The organism is Pedobacter sp. MC2016-24 (genome assembly GCF_015223055.1).
Classification (GTDB): domain Bacteria; phylum Bacteroidota; class Bacteroidia; order Sphingobacteriales; family Sphingobacteriaceae; genus Pedobacter.
The window spans coordinates 14283-34986 of the sequence record NZ_JADFBX010000022.1; the positions used below are offsets into that span (position 1 = coordinate 14283).

The window sequence follows — 20704 nt, forward strand, 5'->3', positions numbered from 1 at the left end:
ACATTAACATTATTTAACTAACAGCAATTTTTGGCCGATTTTGATCCCTTCATCACTTAAGTTGTTTAGTTCTTTCAATTGTTCTACTGTTAAATTGAATCGTTTGGAGATGTTGTATAAGGTATCTCCTTTTTTTACAATGTAAGTCGTATCCTTTGTTGAAGGTAAGGTTATCACAGGAGGAGCCTTTGTGGTATCAATGTTGTTTGTGATGATAATTTGCTTTGAAGGTGGAATCGCTACAGGTGTAAATTCCTTTTTTTCGTTTGGGATATTCGCATTGATCTCTGTAAATACTTTGTCCTCACGTTTTAACTTTTCTTTTTCTGATTCAGACTGATCGTATTGATACAATTGGTATTTGTCAATGATGTTGATCAGCATATCAGGATATTTAGGATTTGTGGCATAGCCTGCCTGTTTTAAACCCAATGCCCAGTTTTTATAATCGTTTTTATCAAGCTCAAATAAAAAGCTATACCGTTTTCGTTTTAGGAAGGTAGAATGGTCTTTGTAAGATTCACGCGCATCTTTATATACCCTAAAGCAATCATTGGCTTTGTCATCATCTTTAAAATAGCCCTTGCCTTTCCATTCGGAAGTACACTTGATGCCAAAATGATTGTTTGCATATTTGGCGAGGCTGCTATTTCCACTTCCGGACTCAATGATGCCCTGGGCCAGGGTAATGCTGGCCGGAATGCCGTAAGTATTCATCTCTTCAATGGCAACACCTTTAAAGGCCTCAATATAGTTCAGGGTTGTATAACTTTTGATATCTGGATTGGCCTTATTGGCTGCCTTTTCGATTTGCTTATTGTTACGTGAGTATTTTCTTGTTTTACAAGAACTGAACAACAAAAGGGCTAAGGCCAGTGTCAATAGTACTCTATTCATTATATTTTTATTTTTTGTCCGGGTTTAAGGGCGGCAGACTTCATTCCGTTTTTACGCATTAAACTTTTGGTAGTTGTTTGATGCAATTTAGCAATACGGCCTAAATTGTCGCCACTTTTTACCGTATATATCTTTTTTGATCTGGTATTTCCGGCTAATTTCCGACTTAAGCGAAGCGTTGGGAGCGGGGGTTCGATGTAGTCGTCCGGTCTTTCATCGTACTGAAAAAGCTCGTGTTTTTTGATCAGACCAATAACCTGAGCTGCCCATGAACGGCTATGTGCATACCCCCCGCGTTGAATACCTCTGGCCCATGCCCTATAGTCATATTGATCCAAACGGTCGAATAGGGGTTGATAGTACGATCTGCCTTGCAAAAACTCAATGAAATGATCGTAAGAAGCTTCTATAGTTTCATAATCGCGATAAGAAGAGCGAATCTCCGTATTGCTGTTTGGCCCTTTGATGCCAAAGTGATTGTTCATATACCTTGCTATTTTGCTATTGCCGGAAGCCGATTCATGGATGGCGATGGCCATAATCAGACTGGCGGGAATTTTATACAATCGCATCAGGCTTTGCGCATATTCAATATGATCATCTATGTACTGCTGAGTGGTTTGGGCTTTTGCTGTACAAGCAATTAATGTGATACTTAGCCAAACCCAACATGTTTTTTTAATCATAACTATTTTTTTCTGATGATAAACAGACCGTCCCTAACCGGGAGGATGAGTTTTTCTACCCGATCATCGGCTGCTATTTTATCATTAAATGTGCTGATGTTCCTGGTGTCTTTGTCTTGCTGGCTATTTAAAACCTTGCCACTCCACAGGACATTGTCTACAATAATTAATCCCCCCGGTCTTAAGCGGTCAAATACCAGATCATAATAGGTACCATTGTTTTTCTTGTCAGCATCAATAAAAATCAGGTCAAAAGTCTCGTCCAGTTCATTTACCGTTTTCGTAGCATCACCTAAAATGTATTTAATCTGTTTGTTAAACGCTGAAGCTTCGAAGTGACCACGAACCATTTCTTCCAGTTCTTCATTGATGTCGAGGGTGTAAATAATTCCATCGGCAGTGAGACCTTCAGCAAGGCAAAGTGTTGCGTAGCCTGTGAATGTCCCTATTTCCAGAATGCGGTTGGGACTGATCATTTTACTTAACATACTCAATACACGGCCCTGATAATGGCCGGAGAGCATTCTTGGCATCAGAACTTTTAAATTGGTTTCCCGGTCTATCTTTTTGAGTAGCTCATTTTCCGGCTCGCAATAATTGAGCAGCAGCTGCTGCATGTCTTCTTGTATCAAACTCATAAATTCCGGACTTTCTTTATGAACGGTATTGTTCCATAAAATATTGTAAAATGATGGTTGCCGATATGGTGTCAACCCTTTCTTTGTTCTGGCGATCCTGTTTTTTTAAACCGCTTTGCATGATGGCCTGATGTGCCAGTTTGGAAGTGAAGCGCTCGTCAATCCAATGTTGTGGGATATCAGGGAATGTTTTTTTTAAAGTCCTTGAGAAGCCCTTAACATGCTGCGCAGAATCAGATGGCGAACCGTCCATTTGTTTAGGATCACCGAGTACAAAGGCTTCTATATCCTCTTTTAACATGTATTTTTTTAGGTAATCTATAATATCCTTAGGATGTATGGTGTCTAATCCGGTTGCAATAATTTGAAGCGGATCAGTTACAGCAATGCCGATACGTTTGGTGCCATAGTCAAAAGCGAGTATACGTGCCATAAGGGTTGATTAAATATAAATTAAATGAAAAATGTCTCCAAAGGTAAACATATCAGAACTAATCTGGCTGAAACTGTTGGGGTATTGGTCATTGCTTTTCTTAAAATTTTGCTATTTTGCACCAAATGCAGTTTAAGGATATCATCGGACAAGAAAGTATAAAAGCACAGTTATTGCAAACTGTTGCGGAGAATAGAATTAGCCATGCGCAGCTATTTCTTTCCTGTGATGGTAGTGGTGCACTGCCTTTGGCGATTGCCTACGCACAGTACATCAATTGTCTGGATAAAAGCCCTACAGATAGCTGCGGGGTCTGTTCTTCTTGTCGAAAGTATGAACGGTATATTCACCCGGATCTTCATTTTTCTTACCCGTTTTTTGCTTCGAAAGATGTCAGGACCGCGGTTGATGTTTTAGAAGAATGGCGCAGTATGCTGCTTGCAGATTCCTATTTTGACATGGATATCTGGCGTTCCAAACTCAGTGCGGAAAATAAACAAGCCAATATTAATATTGCGGAATGTCATGATATTATAAAAAAGCTAAGTTACAAAGCTTTCGAAGCAGGAACGAAAGTGCTCATTATGTGGTTGCCTGAATATCTGGATAAAGAAGGCAATTCCTTGCTTAAAATCATTGAAGAACCACCGCAAAATACCCTTTTTATATTAGTTGCGAATAATCAGGAGCAAATCTTGTCGACACTTTTGTCACGTACGCAAATCGTCAAGATTCCTAAGCTTTCCCATGCAACAGTGGAAAGTTATTTAATGGATAAACAGCTGCTGTCAGAACAATTGGCTACCGAATATAGCTTTTTAGCTGATGGCAATTTGATTGATGCCAAAGCTCTGGTATCCAGTACGCATAATGAAAATGCAGATAAATTTGCCGAATGGTTGCGGATGGGTTATGGCAACAAAGTTTTGGACTTGACTGGTTTTGTAGAGCAGGCCGCAAGCTGGGGCAGGGAAAATCAGAAGAATTTTTTAAAGTATGGAATCAGCTTTTTGCGTGAATGTAGTTTGTTGTTAAGTGGTGCCGATGAATTGGTAAAGTTACCGGCCAGGGCATTGGAAACTGCGAAAAAGTTGTCAACCCATGTGTTGGACTTGAACATGGCAGATGCGATTATTGCAGAACTGGAAAAGGCTCATTACCATATCGAAAGAAATGCAAACCCTAAAATTCTGTTTTTAGATGTATCTTTACAACTGGTTAAAATAATTAAGTTTAAAACGTTCCCGAAAGGGACTCAATATATATACAATTAGTTATGGGATGTGGAAGTTGTTCTACAGGAGGCGGTTGCGCCCCCTCGGGCTGCAAAAGTAATGGCTCTTGCCTTACTGGTGGCTGCGGAAAAATGGAAGTTTACGATTGGCTGTCTAATTTGGACATGCCCTCAAATTATAAGCCTTTTCAGGTAATAGAAGTCAAATTTAAAGGAGCAAGGAAAGAATTCTTTGTGAATACTGATAATATTTATCTTGAAATAGGAGAGCTTGTGGCTGTTGAAGGCCCTACGGGTGGTTATGACATTGGTCACGTATCGCTTACCGGCGAACTGGTTAGAATACAGATGAAACGCCGTAAAGCAGCGATAGATCAGGTTACCAGGAAGGTTTACAGAAAGGCTACGGAGGCTGATGTAGAGAAGTGGAAAGTGGCCAAAGGTATGGAGTGGGAAACGATGCATAAAGCACGTACATTGGCTTTAGACTTGCGCTTGTCTATGAAGATTAGTGATGTGGATTACCAGGGAGATAAAACTAAAGCGACTTTTTTTTATACTGCTGAAGGACGGGTAGATTTCCGGGAACTGATCAAGAAGATGGCCGAGACTTTCCGCATCAGGATAGAAATGCGTCAGATTGGTATGCGTCAGGAAGCTGGCAGATTGGGTGGTATCGGCTCTTGTGGAAGAGAACTGTGCTGTTCAACCTGGTTGACGAACTTTAAAACGGTATCTACTGCTGCAGCGCGTTATCAGAACCTGTCATTAAATACTTTAAAGCTAGCCGGGCAATGTGGTAAACTAAAATGCTGCCTGAATTATGAACTGGATACTTATCTGGATGCATTGAAAGATATTCCGGACCGTATTGATAGTCTGCAGACTGAAATCGGTGTAGCAAGACATCAGAAAACAGATATTTTTAAGAAAATCATGTGGTTTAGTTATCCGAATACGGAAGACTGGATTCCATTGAAGGTTGATCGCGTAAAAGAAATCATGGCCATGAATAAAAAAGGTCAGAAGCCGGTTAATCTGAAAGAAGAAGCAATTGAACTGGTGAGTACCGCGGTGGTTGAGAAGATCCCTGATTATGAAAATGTGGTTGGTCAGGATAGTTTGACCCGTTTGGATGATAAGCCTAGAAATAAAGGGAATAAGAACAATAACCGTAATAACAACCAGAATAGGAATAAAAATTCTGGCGATAAGCAGGAGAAGGGCCCTCGCCCAGTTCAGCAACAGGCTAAAAACAAACCTGTAGCCCAGAAAAAGGAAGCTGTTGTCAACAAAAGAGAAAATACAGCTGCTCCTGTTCAGGCGGCTCAGGGAGGCGGAGCAGAAAAGCCTGCCAATACACCAGGGCAACCAGGATCCGGACGTAATAACCGGAATAGGAATAATAGAAGAAAGAAACCTGCTGATAAGCCTAAAAATGAATAATTATAAAGTTTTACCATTCCTATTGATAGGAATGGTATTTTTCTTTAGCGGGTGTGATACCCGAAATGTTGCCGATACTACCCAAACCATGCCGGCACGGAACTGGAGTTATGCCAACAAGGTGATTGCCCAGGTGGATGTTAAAGACAGCAGTCAGCCTTATGACATCTATTTCAAGCTCAGACATACTTCAGATTATCGATATTCCAATGTTTTTGTACTTTTTCATGTCAAGCAGGGCGCTAAGAAGCAGTCCAGACGTTATGAGTACAAACTGGCGCAGGCAGATGGCAAATGGAACGGTTCAGGATCAGGCAATCTATACACCTACACCCTACCATTGCTGACCAATTATAAGTTCCCTGCTCCCGGCAGGTACGAGTTGGAAATTGAGCAGAACATGCGCGATAATCCACTTAAAGAAGTGAGTGATGCGGGCATTACCGTAGCAACTTCAATCAAATAGACTAGAGTAAGGGCATGAGTTGTTCCAGGGCCATCCCTCTGGAACCTTTTAACAGAACCAATGCATTTGTAATGGGCCTTTCCTGAAGGAAGGCTTGTGCTTCTGTAGGGTTGCTAAAAAAATGTGCGGAATACTGATCTTTAAGGGCGTAAAAATATTTCCCGATAAAGATGAGTGTCTGAACGTTCAACGCGCTTGCTTGCCCGGCAATCAACTGATGTTGCTGTGCAGCTTCATTACCCAATTCAAACATGTCTCCAATAATTACGGCTTTATTTGGCGCATTTAAGGATTTTAGGTTGTCCAATGCTGCCGACATACTGCTCGGATTGGCATTGTAAAAATCGCAGATTACCGTGTTTTTTTCGGTTTTATTGATTTGAGATCGGTTATTCGTAGGCGCATAGCCAGCCAGACCGGTGTTAATTTGCTGTGGCGTTACTTTAAAATATTGACCGATGCAAATGGCTGCCAGGATATTCTCAAAATTGTAGGAGCCAGTCAATTGCATATTGATTTCAAAGCTGGCTAGCCCATTACTCCAACTGAGTTCAAGGAATGGGTCTGTTTTGAGCAGTTTTCCGCTAATAAAATCTGTGGATGAGGTGCTATAATATACCACCTGGTTTAAATCTGCGCGCGTACTCATCTCCATTAAATAAGAATTGTCCCTATTGATGAAAGTAGTGCCTTTGTGCTGTTTTAAATAGGCATATAATTCTGCTTTTCCTTTTTTTACACCTTCAAAACCGCCAAACCCGTCCAGGTGTGCCATACCTATATTGGTAATCAAGCCATGGGTGGGTTGGGCTATGGTACAAAGCAGTTCTATCTCTTTTTGGTGATTTGCACCCATTTCTATCACTGCGATTTCGATATCCTCACTGAGGGCGAGTACGGAAAGCGGTACGCCAATGTGGTTATTTAGGTTTCCTTTTGTTGCAAATGTCCGATAGCGCTGAGCCAGTACAGCTCTTATAAGTTCCTTGGTTGTGGTTTTTCCGTTGCTGCCGGTAAGTCCAATAACCGGGATGTTCAATTGTTTGCGATGGTATCTTGCGAGCTCTTGTAAAGCTGTTAACACATCGGGAACCAGAATACATTGTTCGCTGATCTGGTAAGCCGGGTTGTCTATAATGGCAAAAGCAGCCCCTGCTGTTAAAGCTTGCGCAGCAAAGGTATTGGCGTCAAAATGCTCACCTTTTAAGGCAAAAAACAGGCAGCCCTGGCTGATATTCCTCGTATCGGTACATATGGTTCTGTGATTTAAATAGTGCTGATAGAGGGATTCCGTGTTTGTCATTTGCTGAAAAATTGAATGAAAGACTACCTGTATGATGGCCCAAGGTCAATAAAGAACAAATATATAGGGATGAAGGAGAAACAAAAAATATTCTTTAGTACTTTGGTGTCTTAATTGTTAACTATGAGATCCTTTTTGCTTCCTTTTCTTTTTCTGACACTGGGCTGGAATGCGGTGAAGGCTCAAACTAAATCTCCCGATGAGTTTTTAGGTTACCCATTAGGGAGTAAATTTACATCACATCAGCAGGTCGTCGATTATTTTAAGTACCTGGGAAGAGTTAGCAAAAATTTAAAAATCATCAGTTATGGTAAATCTTATGAAGGCCGGGAGCTTTTAGTTGCGGTCGTATCTTCAAAAGAGAACATAGACAATCTGGAAACCATTAAAAAGAACAATCTTGAGCTGGCTAGTGGGCAGAAAGCACTTTTAAAGCCGGTAAAACAGCCGGTTGTACTTTGGTTAAGTTATAATGTCCATGGAAATGAGGCCAGCCCCACAGAGACTGCGTTAAAAATGGCCTATGTACTTGCCGAAGGCAGGGCTGCTGATGCACAGTGGGCACTCAAAAATACCGTTGTAATTATTGACCCGTGTTTAAATCCAGATGGACGGGAACGTTATGTAAATTATTTCAAAAGCGTTATGGGGTATAGGCCCGATCCGAACCCGATGAGCAGGGAGCACATAGAGCCCTGGCCGGGTGGTCGAACGAATCATTATTATTTTGACTTAAACCGGGATTGGGCTTGGCAAACGCAAATTGAAACACAACAAAGGCTAACTTTGTATCAAGAGTGGTTACCAGAAGTTCATCTCGATTTTCATGAACAAAACTACAATGAGCCTTATTATTTTGCCCCTGCTGCTGAACCGATCCATCAGGATATCACCGTCTGGCAGCGCGAATTTCAGCTCATAGCGGGAAAAAGTAATGCCAAATTGTTTGATCAGAAAGGTTGGAAATACTTTACTAAGGAACAGTTTGACTTATTATACCCTTCTTATGGGGATACTTATCCATTATATAACGGAGCGATTGGGATGACTTATGAACAGGGTGGAATTGCTGCTGGCTTATCTATTGTTACCCTTGATGGCGATACCTTGACGTTGAAAGATCGGATAGACCATCATTTTGCTGCAGGAATTAATACACTCACTACAGTTTCCAAGTCGGCAGATAAGTTGCTGAGCGAGTTTAAGTTGTATTTTGAACATGGGTTTGCAGAAAATACTTCCGGCTTTAATACATATGTTGTTAAAGGAGATAATTTGGGTAAGTTGAAGCGGCTCAGGGATCTTTTGAGGAAAAACCATATAGAATTTGCATACGGGGGAAGTAAAACACTAACCGGATACAACTATGAAACGGGGAAAACGGAAAGTTTCAAACTTGATCGTAACGATTTGATTGTGCCCGGGCAGCAATCCAGGGCTGTGCTTGTGAATGTCTTGTTTGAGCCTCAAACAGCTGTTAAAGATTCTAATACCTATGATATTACAGCCTGGGCGCTTCCTTATGCCTACGGCTTAAAGGCGTACGCGGTTAAAGAAGTCGTAAAAGGAGGGTTTCCCGCACCAGTAGAGTCTGTTCCTCTGGACTTAACGGCACCTTATGCCTGGATATTGCCGTGGAATTCACTTACCGACGTACAGATGCTGATTGCTTTACAAAACGCAGGAATAAAGGTTAGGATGGGGGAAGAATCGTTTACGATTCAGAACAAATCTTTTTTACCCGGCTCTTTGCTGATTTACCGGGCAGAGAATGAAAAGGTCTTGAAAGGACTTTCTGCAAAAATACAGGCTATAGAGAAGCAATTTAATCAGCGTTTTTATCAAGCTTCCAGTGGTTTAGTGGATAAAGGAAAAGATTTAGGGTCGGCTGTTTATTCTACTTTGATTACGCCAAAAATTGCAGTGGTTTCTGGTACGGAGATCTCTTCACAAAGCTTAGGCGAAATTTGGCATTTCTTTGAGCAGGATTTAAATTATCCTTTGAGTATGATTGGGAGTCAGGACATAGGCAATTTAGACATCAATAGAATAAATACGCTCATTTTGCCAGATGGATTTTATCCTGAGGATATCAATGGCAAATTAGAAGATTGGATTAAGCTTGGAGGAAAACTGATTCTTTTTGAAGATGCAATCTCAAGTGTGATGGGAAAGAAGCCGTTCGAAATTCAAAAGAAAGAATATTTTGTCGATGATTTAAAGCTTGGTGGGGCTACCACCTTTGGAAGTCGTAAAAAGAATAACCTTTCGGAATCTATTTCCGGAGCCATTTTCAAAGTCCACCTGGACCATACCCATCCGGTCTCTGCCGGGCTTGGCGATTTTTATTATACCCTAAAAACCGATAGCAGACTATACGAGCCTTTGTCAAAAGGATGGAATATTGGCTTGTTAAAGCCCGATAGTTACGTCGCAGGCGTTGTTGGACAGGGTGTTGCGGCTAAAATTAGCAGAGGAATGCTTTTTGGCATTCAGCCATTAGGAAAGGGAAATGTGGCTTATTTTGGCGGCAATATTTTATTTAGATCTTTTTGGGAAAATGGAAAACAATTATTTGCGAATACTGTTTTCTTATTAAAATAATCTGAAGCAGCTATCTATCTAATTTCTATAGTTTTAGTGGAGATCGTTTGATGTAGATTTTTTATATAGTTAAATTTTTTCATAAAAAGTGTTAATAAACGTTAAATATTCTAAATCAAGCTGATAGGCTTGTTTAATTTGGAATAATAATTTAATCGAATCATTTTATTTAGAATATTATTTTGTTTTTTATAAAATGTCAACATATTGTGCTTTTTTGTTATGTCATTTTTTTGTCATTTGTAAAATTCCATATAGGACTACGCTATGCACGCATATCATTTTAACTTATATTTGATCATTATTAACTAACCTAAATTTTATTTTTCTATGAAAAAACTTTTACAAAGTTTGCTCATTTTGATGTTTATCGCAGGATCTGCGATTGCACAAGAACGTACAATTACCGGTACGGTTACAGGAAAGGACGACGGCTTGCCGATTCCGGGAGTTTCTGTAAAGATTGTTGGGACACAAAATGGAACATCTACGGATGGAAGCGGCAAATTTGCACTTAAAGCGGACGCTAGCGCCGCATCTCTCGAAGTATCATCTATCGGTTATGTAAAACAAACTGTGACCATTGGTTCTTCTAATGTAATTAATGTTGTTTTAGCTACAGATGCTCAGCAATTGGGCGAAGTTGTAGTGACTGCTTTGGGTGTTTCCAAGGACAAAAGAACATTGGGATATTCTGCTCAAGCGGTGAAAGCTGAGGATATCTTAAATTCAAGAGAATCAAATGTTGTGAATGCTCTGGCGGGAAAAGTTGCTGGTGTCCAGATTAATAACTCTGGTGGTCAGGCTGGTTCTTCTTCCAGAATAACTATTCGTGGAACAACTTCATTAATTGGTGACAATCAACCGCTATTCATTATTGATGGTATTCCTATGGACAACTCTACAAATAGGGGGATTACTGAAAATGACGAAAGTACTTTGTTTAGTGGTAATGGTGGTAACAGGGGGATTGATCTTGATCCAAACACAATTGAGACGATGACAGTACTGAAAGGTGCAGCAGCATCAGCTTTATACGGTTCTAGAGGTGCAATGGGAGTTATCATGATCACAACTAAACGTGGTAAGAAAGACGCAAACCGCAAGTATCCACGCGTGTCATTTTCTTCTAGTTTAGCATTAGATAATGCTTATACAAAAGGTTACCAAAATTCTTATCTACTTGGAACCAATGGGCTATATAAGAATGGATTGCCTCCTGGATTAGGAGGGTATGCAGAAGATGGCGGTGCTACTCAAATTTCTCAGAGTTGGGGCCCTCACAAAGATAGTGTGAGTCAGGCTGTGATAAATGCTGTAGGAATGCCGGTTATCAGAGATCCAAGAAAAGATTTTTATAGAACAGGAAAGGTTTGGAACAATTCGGTGTCTATTAGTGGTGGTGGAGATATTTCTACCTATATTTTAACCTACTCAAATTTAGATCAACAAGGCATCGTTGATAATAATACTTTCAAAAGGAATAGCGTAAGCGGAAATTTCACTTCTCAATTGGGTAAAGATTTTAAGTCAAGTACATCTGTTAGTTATACTAATTCTCAGAATCAGCGAATGCCGGAAGGAAACTCTAAACGCTCTTATTTATATTCCTTGAACTTTGCGCCAATCAGCTTTGACGCTAAAGGGCAGTATGAGCAATTTGGAAATAGATCCTGGACAAATGAGAATGGATTTAATAACCCTTATTGGTTGATCAACAATATTGCAATGCCTAGTACGGTTGACAGGTTTATCGTTTCAAATGAATCTACGTTGGACATTTTATCCTGGTTAAAATTGACAAACAGAGTTGGTCTAGATACTTATACCGATCAACAAGCTGAGCATGTTAATTTTGGTACGATCAGTGTTCCAAGAGGTAGAATGTACGACGCCTTAATTAAGCAGACTCAAATAAACAATGACTTGATCCTGTCTGCAAATTATAAAATTAATGATGATATGAATATTTCTGGATTGATTGGTAATAACATCAATCAAAGAAAATATGCCAGAAGAACTGTTCGGGGTTCAGACATTATTCCTGGATATTATGATATTAATGGTGCATCTACGACAGAAGCATTACAACAAGATGAAAAAAGGCGAATTATTGGTGTATATGGTTCGGCAACCTTCGAATACAAGAGTTTCCTGTATTTGAATGCAACAGCGAGAAATGATTGGTCTTCAACATTGCCGGTTGATAATAACTCCTTCTTTTACCCTTCTGTTTCAGCAGGCTTTGTATTTACAGATGTAATTGGGCTAAAAGAAAATCCATATTTTTCTTATGGAAAATTAAGACTGTCTCTAGCTCAATCGGGTAATGATGCAGATCCTTATTCTATTTATCAGACTTATCTGCGTGCGAATCCTAACGATGGGCAGCGCGGAAATATTGTTTTTCCATTTAATGGGGTAAATGCTTTTGAAAAAAATGCACGATTATTTAATGAGGGCCTGAAACCAGAAAAAGTAACTGAAAAGGAAATTGGCCTGGAGTTGAAGTTCTTTAGAAACAGGTTAGGAATAGATGCTGCTTATTATGATAAAGTAAGTAAAAATCAAATTTTACCACAAGAGGTTTCGGGAGCAAGTGGATATGTAGATCGTGTAATTAATGCTGGTAAAATCAGAAACAAGGGTTTTGAATTGACCGTGAATGCTTCGCCATTCCGCACTGAAGATTTTAGCTGGGATATTCAACTTAACTTCGCGCAGAATAGATATAAACTTGAATCCATTGCTGAAGGTGTAGACAATATATTTCTTGCAGGTTTTGAAAGTCCTCAAATCAGGGCTGATAAAGACTATGGTTATGGTGTTATTTGGGGTACAAGATATGCGAGAAATTCTGGAGGTCAGTTGTTAATTGATGACGATGGTTACCCAATCGTTGCAGATGATCTTGGGCCTATTGGTAATGTAACACCAAAATGGACCGGTGGTTTCAGAAATACATTTAGCTATAAAGGATTCTCTTTGTCGACATTGTTTGATGTTAGACACGGTGGTGATATCTTGAATTTTGACCTTTACTATTCAACATTCTACGGGACAGCTAAAGTAACCGAGCAAAGAAATACCATGAAACTTTGGCAAGGTATCAGAGAATCTGATGGTGCACCAAATACGACAAAGATCTTACAGGATCAAGAGTATTTCCAGAGCATTTATACATTGGCAGACGAGAATTTAGTTGAAAAAGGCGGCTTTTTGAAACTTCGAGAGGTGACACTTAGCTATAATTTACCTCAAAAACTTATCGCTAAAACGCCGTTTGAATCTATCGGTTTTTCAGTTACCGGACGTAACCTTTGGATCAAATCTGATTTTAGCTATGGTGATCCTGAAGGAAGTCTATTAGGAAATGGAAATGCTCAAGGCTTTTACCATGCAGTTACACCAGGAACTAAAGGGGTTACTTTTGGTCTTAACGTTAAATTTTAAAGAAATTGATCATGAAAATAAAATATAGTATATTCTCTTTAGTACTTCTTGTTCTGACAACTTTATATAGTTGCAAGAAGTATCTAGATATAAACCAGGATCCGAATAATCCTTCACAGGTAACCGAGCAGTTGATGTTACCGGCGATTCTAAGTACATTTTCGTACGAAGTAGCCGGTGGCTCACCGACAAGGTTTGCTAGTTTTTGGACCAAACATTTAGCTTATGCTACAGCTGGGCCGCATGAAGGCAATTATTACTTGACAGCAAATGATGTTGATAATTTTTGGAGATATTCTTCCTATACCTCTATCATGGGGACTAGTGTTGAATTGGTAGATAAGGCAGATAAAAATGGCAACCCTTCTTATAGTGCTATAGCTAAAATTATTTTAGCATGGAATCTTTCTTATCTTACTGATTGTTATGGATCTATTCCATATTCTGATGCTTTTAAAGCTCAATTGGGAATAACTAAGCCAAAATATGATTCACAGGAAGATATCTATAAACAAATTCAAGTTCTTTTGGATCAGGCTATTGTTGATGCTGGTAAAGGTACGGGAGCCAAGCCTGGTAGTGATGACTTCATATACGGTGGAAAGATGAGCAGTTGGATACATTTAGCCAATACATTAAAAGCTAGATTTTACCTTAGGTTGTCTAATGCGCCGGGTTATTCTGCTGCTACTCAAGCTGGATTGGCGCTGACTGCATTGAATGCTGGTTCTATAACTGCTGATGAAGCTCCTTTTTTCAAATATCTTGCTCAAACAGGTGGAGAGAATCCTTGGTACCAATATGCTGTTGATGGTAAATGGAGCACGTCACCAAGGCCATCTCAATATTACGTTAACCTTTTAAAAGGTTCAAGTACAATTGTTGGTTCAAGTGACCCACGCCTTGCTTTTCAAGTTGATCCAGTTGCTGCAGGTGCAAATGCTGGTCAATATATTGGTGTGACCAATGATGCTCCTCCAACAAATTTAACAAACTATTCAGCTATCGGTGCTTTTTATGCAGCAAGAGATTCCAGATTGTATTTGGTTCATTATTCGGAGGCACTATTTATGAGAGCCGAAGCGGAGTTTCTTAAAGCTAACAAAACAGTTAATACTGCTGTAGTTAATGCTTATAATGATGGGCTTGCTGCTTCCATGACTTTGTATGGAATAAAAGTTGATGCTGCAAGTAGTACTGCAGAAACAAAGGCATATCTTGCTCTACCAGAACATATCGTTAATTTGACAACTACTTCTGCAGAAGCGTATCGTAAAATCATGACGCAAAAGTATATTGCTAACTATTTGCAATTTGAAGCATATAATGATTTTAGAAGAACAGGTTATCCAGCGTTGCCTATTAATAACGAAGTTTATCCAAGTGTTGCTATTAAAGTTCAACCTGTAATAAATATTATACCCTTAAGGTTGCCTTATCCTTCTTCAGAGCGTTCATATAATGCGGCAAATATACCTACTGATATTCCTTTGAGCCCAAGTGCAGCAATGCAAATACCTTTATGGTGGGACAAGTAATTAGAACATAATAAAATTTTATAAAGACCGGGACAATGTTCCCGGTTTTTTTATGAACTATTATCAGCATTTAGATTGCTAATTTACTAATCTATATAGGTTGTGCGTACACAGTCATACTTATATCGTGTTTATTGTGTTTGTTTTGTAAATAGTTTGTGATGAAAAAGACCTTTATGATGTTTAGATTTTATATTTTGATTTTTGTCAATATCTCAAAATATTATTTTTAATTGAGTGCTTATTTAGCCTTCTTTGGCAAGTTTTTAATTGTCTTTTTTTTGTCATTTTGCTAATGTTTAATTCAAATAAATATGCTTGCATACTAAAAACGCTATATTTAATCAATTATTAACTAATCCAAATTTTATTGATTTATGAAAAAACTTCTACAAAGTTTGTTCATTTTGATGCTATGCGCAAGTTCTGCGATGGCCCAAAACCGGACGATTACAGGAACAGTTACGGGAAAAGATGACGGATTACCGTTGCCTGGTGTAAGTGTTAAAATTAAAGGTTCCTCTTCTGGAACGAGTACAATGGCTGATGGTAAGTACTTATTAAACGTACCAGCCGGCGACGTAAAGTTAGTATTCTCTTATTTAGGCTACTTATCCCAAGAAAGAGCTATCGGGCAAGACAGGGTTGTTAACGTTATTCTAGAAACCGATTCGAAGCAACTAAGTGAAGTCGTAGTTACTGCATTGGGTATCACCAAAACAAGAAAAGATTTAGGGTATAACGTTCAAACTGTAAAAGGCGATCAACTGGTTGATCGTGGAGACGGAAACATCCTGAATGCTTTACAGGGTAAAATTGCTGGCGCAGATATTACCGGAGCTAGCGGTAGTGCTGGTGCATCAACAAACATCATTTTACGTGGTGTTACATCTTATTTGGGAAATAATTCTCCATTGTTTGTTGTAGATGGTGTGCCGATCAGTAATGACTTAGATCAAACATTGGGAACATTATATGGCAATCAGCCTTCTAATAGGGTTTTGGACTTGAATACCAATAATATCGAATCTGTAAATACATTATTGGGGCCTGCTGCGGCAGCGTTATATGGTTCAAGGGCAGCAAATGGTGCAATTATCATTACTACAAAAAAAGGTAGTGGCGGCAAGGGGATTGTAAATATTTCTTTAAACTCTGCTTATGGGGTTCAGAATATCTATGGTTTTCCTGAGTTGCAAAATGACTATGGGCAGGGAGCAAATGGTGTTTTCAATTCGATTTCTACCAACTCTTGGGGACCAAAATTTGGAAGCATACCAACACTTGCTAACGGATTAATTGTAGCTGCTGGAACAACTCCGTATGTAAATGGGGTAACTTATAAACAGAACGATGTGATACCTTATCAAGCTTTTCCAAATAACATTACCGATTATTTCGAACAAGGGCATACTTTTGAGAACAATTTGTCAATCAGTAGTGGCGACGCTAAGAATAACATCAACTTGTCGATTGGCAATTCTGATCAAAAAGGAATATTACCAACTTCAGACTATAAGAAAACAACAGTTTTATTTTCTGCAAATAGTGCCGTCACTGAAAAACTTAAAGTTGGTGGCTCAATAAACTATATCAATTCACTTCAAGACGGCGGAACTACCCAAGGGAATGGAACAAATAGCTCGATGTATCGGCTATTCACGATGCCCAGAAGTATTGATCTAGACTACTATAAAAACAATTATAAAAATGCCGATGGGTCTAACAACTGGTTTGCTCCTAGTTCAGATAATCCATATTTTGCAGCAAATGAGAATCCAATTACGAGTAACTTATCTCGTTTTCTTGGAAACATCAACCTTGCATATGATGTAACAGGTTGGTTAAATGTGAGTTATCGTTTGGGTTTAGATACCTATACTGACAGACGTAAGCGAATTGTTACAATTGGTTCAACCCAGGAGCCGACACTTGGTGGAAAAGTTATTGAAGACACTTTCTTCAGAAGTGAGTTGAATGGTGATTTAATTATTACAGCCAAGAAAAATGACATCTTAACGGATGGTTTAAATGTAACATTTTTATTGGGGCAGAACGTAAATCAGAGACTTTTCCAAAACCCTACCATTACTGCAATTGGATTGACAATTCCAGGCTTTTATAATGTGAGTAATGGACAGGATTTCAAAAGCTCAGGCGAATATTCTTCCAAAAGACGTTTACTTGGGGTTTACGGACAACTCTCTTTGGGCTATAATAACTATTTATTTCTTGAGTTAACAGGAAGAACAGATAAATCATCAACCTTACCAGTTGCAAATAATACTTACTTCTATCCTTCTGTTTCAACGAGTTTTGTGTTTACTGATGCGCTTAAGATTCAGTCTGATATTTTTTCTATGGGTAAGATTCGCGCAGCTTATGCGAAAGTTGGTAAAGATGCCGATGTTTATAAATTGGATCAGAACTACTCATCTTGGACTTACGGTAATAACTCTACTTTTTTCAACTTTCCTTACGGCTCTGTTACCGGATTTGGAGCGTCAAGAGAGATTCCTAATAACCAGTTAAAGCCTGAATTTACAACGTCTTATGAAGGTGGATTAAACTTAGGATTCTTTAAAAATAGAATTACTTTAGATGCTACGATTTATAATCAAGTTAGTAAGAATCAGATCGTATCAGCGGCAATACCTACATCTACTGGTTATGCATCTTTCGTTACCAACGTAGGTGAGATGACAAATAAAGGTGTTGAGTTAATCTTAAATGCAGCTGTTATTACCGAGGGGCAAGTAAAGTGGGACATCAATGCCAATTTTGCACAAAATAAAAACAAAGTAAAATCTATTATAGATGGTGTCACCAGTATGAACGTGAACGGTAGCCGTTTCGGTGGTATTGTTCCTTCGATTGTAGTTGGCCAACCTTATGGCGTAATTGTGGGAAGTACTTATCAACGCAATGCAAACGGCGACTTAATTGTTGACCCTGCTACAGGATTGTATGCGACGCCATTAAATACGAATCAGGTTGTTGCAAATCCAAATAGAAATTGGACTGCTGCTATAACCAACACTGTTAGATACAAAAACTTCACATTCTCAGCTTTAGTTGATTATAAAAAGGGAGGTGATATCGTATCCTGGACTGTAGCATCATTACGTGCGAATGGATCGCTTAAGGAGACCGGTGTAGATCGTGAATTGCCTCATATCTTGCCAGGAGTAATTGCAAATTCAGATGGATCATTTACTCAGAACAATATCCAGATTCCTGCTCAAACGTATTGGGCATCTGGTTTTGGCAGTATCGGAGGAGGTGAGTTTGCTGTATTTGATGCCACAACATTGAGACTTAGAGAGGTGACCTTAGGTTATGATCTTACTGGAAGTATGATGAAAACCAATTTTATTAAAAGTATACGCCTAACTGTTTATGCAAGGAACTTATTCTACTATGCACCAAACAGTCCTATTGATCCGGAAGTTAATACGCAGGGAGCGGGAAATATTCGCGGTCTTGAGCTACAGAGTGCTCCAAACACAAGAAATTTTGGTGCTAGCGTAAGGGTGAATTTTTAATATATAATAATAAAGAGTTATGAAAAAGATTATAATATTTGCAGCCTGCCTTTTGTCTATGGCTTCGTGCAAAAAATTTTTAGATGTTAACAAAAACCCGAATAGTCCGACGGACGCACCAGCAAAAGTGTTGCTGCCAACTACAACAATTGGTTTGGGTTGGGCAAATGGAAATGAACTAGGAAGAGCCGCGGCTATATTTGTACAGTATAATGCAGGTATAGCAAATAATGCACTTTTATATGAGAATTATAATTTAGATGGTGCTTTTGGTAACCAATGGGATTATGAAGTCTATAATGGAGCAATAAATAATTTAAGGTTAATTATTTCCAAAACGGAAGATTCCAGTCCAGCTTACTCAGGAATCGCAAAACTACAGCTAGCGTATATGTTTTCTGTTGCTACTGATTTATGGGGAGATGTTCCTTACTCTCAGGCGGGTTTTGGGTTGCAATTTAAAAATCCTCGTTATGATAGTCAGCAAGATATTTATCAGGGAAATTCTAGTTTAGGTATTACTAGTTTATTTGATTTAGTTAAGAGCGGATTGGATGATTTGTCAAAAACGTCTGCGACTAAGCCAACCACAGATGATCTTGTTTATGGTGGTGCTTTGGATTCATGGAAAAAGGTTGGAAATACTTTACTGTTAAAATTCGCAAATCAGATTTCTGTTGTTAACCCTACACTGGCTAAATCTGTGATTTCTGATGTGATCACTGGAAATAACTTCATTACTGACAACAGTCAGGATTTTGCAATTCCTTTTAGTACCGCTGCGGGAAATCAAAATCCTCTTTATCAGCAGGATTTTGCGAGCTTTAAAGATAACCAAATGTTAAGTTCGAGATTTTTAGCAAGAATTAAGACGTTAAATGATACCGTAAGATTGTCTAAGTTTTATACAAAGCCGCTAACGACCAGATTTGTAGGTTATGAGAACGGAGCTGTTGTTGCCGCGCCTGCAGTTGCCACAAGATCTATTTACAATACTTACGTAGTAGGAAAAGGTGATGCTCCGATAAGATTGTTAACCAATTTTCAAGTTAAATTTATTTTGGCTGAGTCTGCGTTAAAATTGGGCACTACTGGTAATGCAAATCAATTCTTTCAGGATGGAATTAAAGCCTCGATGGCTAAAGTTGGAATGACGACTGTTGAAATTAATCAGTATTTCACTGACAATCCAAGTGTAGTGACATTAGCTGGAACTGATGAGCAAAAATTAGAACAAATCATAACTCAGAAATATATTGCTTGGGTAGGGAATGGAATTGAGTCTTATAACGATTTTAGAAGGACAGGATATCCTCGGTTATCGGTATCTACCAATGCAAAAGGGGATGATCCGACGACGATTCCGAAAAGATTACCTTACACTTTAAATGAAGGTAATTCGAATCCAAACCAACCGAAGCCACGCCCGAAAACCAATGTTAAGGTTTGGTGGGGTCAGTAAAATTATTGGTTAATTAATACTTAAACAGAAATCATGAAATTATATATAAAAACTATTCTGTTCTCAGGGATGATTGCATTAGCGGGGCTTAGTTCTTGCAAAAAGGATAATGTAAGTACTGAGACTTCACTACCGGCGATACCAGTTACAGTAGAGAATACTACCGGAAATTTCCTGTCTCCTATTGTAAATACATCTTTAACAAACAGAACAATTACAATTATTTTGACTATTCCTAGCAGCTCAGGTAGAACGATTAAGGAGATTACACGAGTTGCTGCGAACACGGTTTATTCAAGTGTTCAGACAACAACGGGATTGTATAAAACAGGTGCAATCGCTGGTAATGGAACCAATTCAATTACTTTCACTACGACCTTAGATGAATATATCAGCAAAGGCTACACGATTCCGACAGCAGCACAAGCAGGCGGAGCAGCGGCAGCTTTTCTTACCAGATATTTCTTTTTTATGTTAACTTTAGATGATGGACAGATTATTATTCCTACCTATGTTAGGGTGTATGTAAACCCATAGAAAGGTGTGCCGCAAACAAGTCGGGGGATTATTCCTCCGACTTTTTTTGCTTTCTTAAGCCTACCCTTTTGATTTGTTCTTTAACAGATAGAATTATTATGGCGTTAATGCTTTCCAAATTAGAGAGTACAATTAGCTACTCTATATTTGTGCTATCTCTGATGTTACTTTTGGGGACTTTATTATCATCACGTCGTTGTTAAATAGGACAACGTTGAATAAGGTCGGCCTCATCTGCATAACTGTGGTTTTTTGCTGCGAGCAGAGCGCTGCTGGAGTTAAGCTCTGCTGAACCGAATCGCTACGTATTTTGTAATTACGACGAATTCTCCGTAATCAACATTTAGATTGTACCTTTTTTAGTGTACCTATGAGAAATCCATGTACTTCTGTTCCATATCTGGATTGAGTTAATAGATCTTTGTTTTGTTTCTTTCAAAGCCTCTTTACGTTACATAATAG

General features: G+C 38.9%; 14 protein-coding genes. 9 read left to right on the forward strand and 5 right to left on the reverse strand.

From position 1 onward, the window contains the following. Window positions 1–9: 9 nt before the first annotated feature. Genes IM797_RS26765 through ruvX form a run of 4 tightly spaced genes read right to left on the reverse strand, consistent with a single transcriptional unit; the run spans window position 10 to window position 2654 of the window. On the reverse strand, window positions 10–897 hold the full coding sequence (locus tag IM797_RS26765) for a glucosaminidase domain-containing protein (RefSeq protein WP_194130297.1): 888 nt from the start codon (window positions 895–897) through the stop codon (window positions 10–12). Next, entirely contained in the window at window positions 897–1583 is a 687-nt protein-coding gene (locus IM797_RS26770; protein ID WP_194130298.1) for a glucosaminidase domain-containing protein, read from the reverse strand. Before IM797_RS26770 ends, IM797_RS26765 begins: the two co-directional genes overlap by 1 nt. Before the next feature lie 2 nt (window positions 1584–1585). Next, window positions 1586–2221 (reverse strand): O-methyltransferase, encoded by a 636-nt coding sequence (locus tag IM797_RS26775; protein ID WP_194130299.1) that lies wholly within the window; start codon window positions 2219–2221, stop codon window positions 1586–1588. A gap of 16 nt (window positions 2222–2237) precedes the next feature. After that, window positions 2238–2654, reverse strand: coding sequence for a Holliday junction resolvase RuvX (gene ruvX, locus IM797_RS26780; protein WP_194130300.1), 417 nt, complete (start codon window positions 2652–2654; stop codon window positions 2238–2240). Between the two features lie 125 nt (window positions 2655–2779). Between ruvX and IM797_RS26785 the strand changes: the two genes are divergently transcribed. The 3 genes from IM797_RS26785 to IM797_RS26795 are packed head-to-tail and all read left to right on the forward strand — an operon-like array spanning window position 2780 to window position 5800. After that, window positions 2780–3928: a hypothetical protein gene (locus IM797_RS26785; protein WP_194130301.1), complete on the forward strand. Its 1149-nt coding sequence runs from the start codon at window positions 2780–2782 to the stop codon at window positions 3926–3928. A 2-nt stretch (window positions 3929–3930) separates the two neighbouring features. Then, the gene (locus tag IM797_RS26790; protein WP_194130302.1) at window positions 3931–5334 is read left to right on the forward strand and encodes a regulatory iron-sulfur-containing complex subunit RicT; all 1404 of its coding nucleotides are present in this window, start codon (window positions 3931–3933) and stop codon (window positions 5332–5334) included. Further along, a complete protein-coding gene (locus IM797_RS26795) occupies window positions 5327–5800 on the forward strand; it encodes a gliding motility lipoprotein GldH (RefSeq protein WP_194130303.1) in 474 nt (157 codons plus the stop codon). Before IM797_RS26790 ends, IM797_RS26795 begins: the two co-directional genes overlap by 8 nt. Window position 5801: 1 nt before the next feature. Here the strand turns inward: IM797_RS26795 and murF are convergent, their stop codons facing one another. Continuing rightward, entirely contained in the window at window positions 5802–7103 is a 1302-nt protein-coding gene (murF, locus tag IM797_RS26800) for a UDP-N-acetylmuramoyl-tripeptide--D-alanyl-D-alanine ligase (RefSeq protein WP_194130304.1), read from the reverse strand. Between the two features lie 123 nt (window positions 7104–7226). Between murF and IM797_RS26805 the strand changes: the two genes are divergently transcribed. From IM797_RS26805 to IM797_RS26830, 6 genes are all read left to right on the forward strand, one after another. Then, complete coding sequence (locus IM797_RS26805) at window positions 7227–9707, forward strand: M14 metallopeptidase family protein (RefSeq protein WP_194130305.1); 2481 nt, start codon at window positions 7227–7229, stop codon at window positions 9705–9707. A gap of 330 nt (window positions 9708–10037) precedes the next feature. After that, on the forward strand, window positions 10038–13160 hold the full coding sequence (locus IM797_RS26810) for a SusC/RagA family TonB-linked outer membrane protein (protein WP_194130306.1): 3123 nt from the start codon (window positions 10038–10040) through the stop codon (window positions 13158–13160). A gap of 11 nt (window positions 13161–13171) precedes the next feature. After that, window positions 13172–14698 (forward strand): SusD/RagB family nutrient-binding outer membrane lipoprotein, encoded by a 1527-nt coding sequence (locus tag IM797_RS26815; RefSeq protein ID WP_194130307.1) that lies wholly within the window; start codon window positions 13172–13174, stop codon window positions 14696–14698. Window positions 14699–15075: 377 nt separating this feature from the next. After that, the gene (locus tag IM797_RS26820) at window positions 15076–18243 is read left to right on the forward strand and encodes a SusC/RagA family TonB-linked outer membrane protein (RefSeq protein WP_194130308.1); all 3168 of its coding nucleotides are present in this window, start codon (window positions 15076–15078) and stop codon (window positions 18241–18243) included. 19 nt (window positions 18244–18262) lie between these two features. Continuing rightward, window positions 18263–19705 carry a SusD/RagB family nutrient-binding outer membrane lipoprotein gene (locus IM797_RS26825; protein ID WP_194130309.1) on the forward strand — a complete coding sequence of 481 codons (1443 nt, stop codon included), beginning with the start codon at window positions 18263–18265 and terminating at the stop codon, window positions 19703–19705. 33 nt (window positions 19706–19738) lie between these two features. Next, complete coding sequence (locus IM797_RS26830; protein ID WP_194130310.1) at window positions 19739–20242, forward strand: hypothetical protein; 504 nt, start codon at window positions 19739–19741, stop codon at window positions 20240–20242. Window positions 20243–20704 lie beyond the last annotated feature (462 nt).

Coding starts and splice junctions, on each gene's coding strand:
- murF (WP_194130304.1), bottom strand. CDS start 7,103: ATGACAAACACGGAATCCCTCTATCAGCACTATTTAAATCACAGAACC.
- IM797_RS26820 (WP_194130308.1), top strand. CDS start 15,076: ATGAAAAAACTTCTACAAAGTTTGTTCATTTTGATGCTATGCGCAAGT.
- IM797_RS26805 (WP_194130305.1), top strand. CDS start 7,227: ATGAGATCCTTTTTGCTTCCTTTTCTTTTTCTGACACTGGGCTGGAAT.
- IM797_RS26810 (WP_194130306.1), top strand. CDS start 10,038: ATGAAAAAACTTTTACAAAGTTTGCTCATTTTGATGTTTATCGCAGGA.
- IM797_RS26815 (WP_194130307.1), top strand. CDS start 13,172: ATGAAAATAAAATATAGTATATTCTCTTTAGTACTTCTTGTTCTGACA.
- IM797_RS26830 (WP_194130310.1), top strand. CDS start 19,739: ATGAAATTATATATAAAAACTATTCTGTTCTCAGGGATGATTGCATTA.
- ruvX (WP_194130300.1), bottom strand. CDS start 2,654: ATGGCACGTATACTCGCTTTTGACTATGGCACCAAACGTATCGGCATT.
- IM797_RS26785 (WP_194130301.1), top strand. CDS start 2,780: ATGCAGTTTAAGGATATCATCGGACAAGAAAGTATAAAAGCACAGTTA.
- IM797_RS26765 (WP_194130297.1), bottom strand. CDS start 897: ATGAATAGAGTACTATTGACACTGGCCTTAGCCCTTTTGTTGTTCAGT.
- IM797_RS26775 (WP_194130299.1), bottom strand. CDS start 2,221: ATGAGTTTGATACAAGAAGACATGCAGCAGCTGCTGCTCAATTATTGC.
- IM797_RS26825 (WP_194130309.1), top strand. CDS start 18,263: ATGAAAAAGATTATAATATTTGCAGCCTGCCTTTTGTCTATGGCTTCG.
- IM797_RS26795 (WP_194130303.1), top strand. CDS start 5,327: ATGAATAATTATAAAGTTTTACCATTCCTATTGATAGGAATGGTATTT.
- IM797_RS26790 (WP_194130302.1), top strand. CDS start 3,931: ATGGGATGTGGAAGTTGTTCTACAGGAGGCGGTTGCGCCCCCTCGGGC.
- IM797_RS26770 (WP_194130298.1), bottom strand. CDS start 1,583: ATGATTAAAAAAACATGTTGGGTTTGGCTAAGTATCACATTAATTGCT.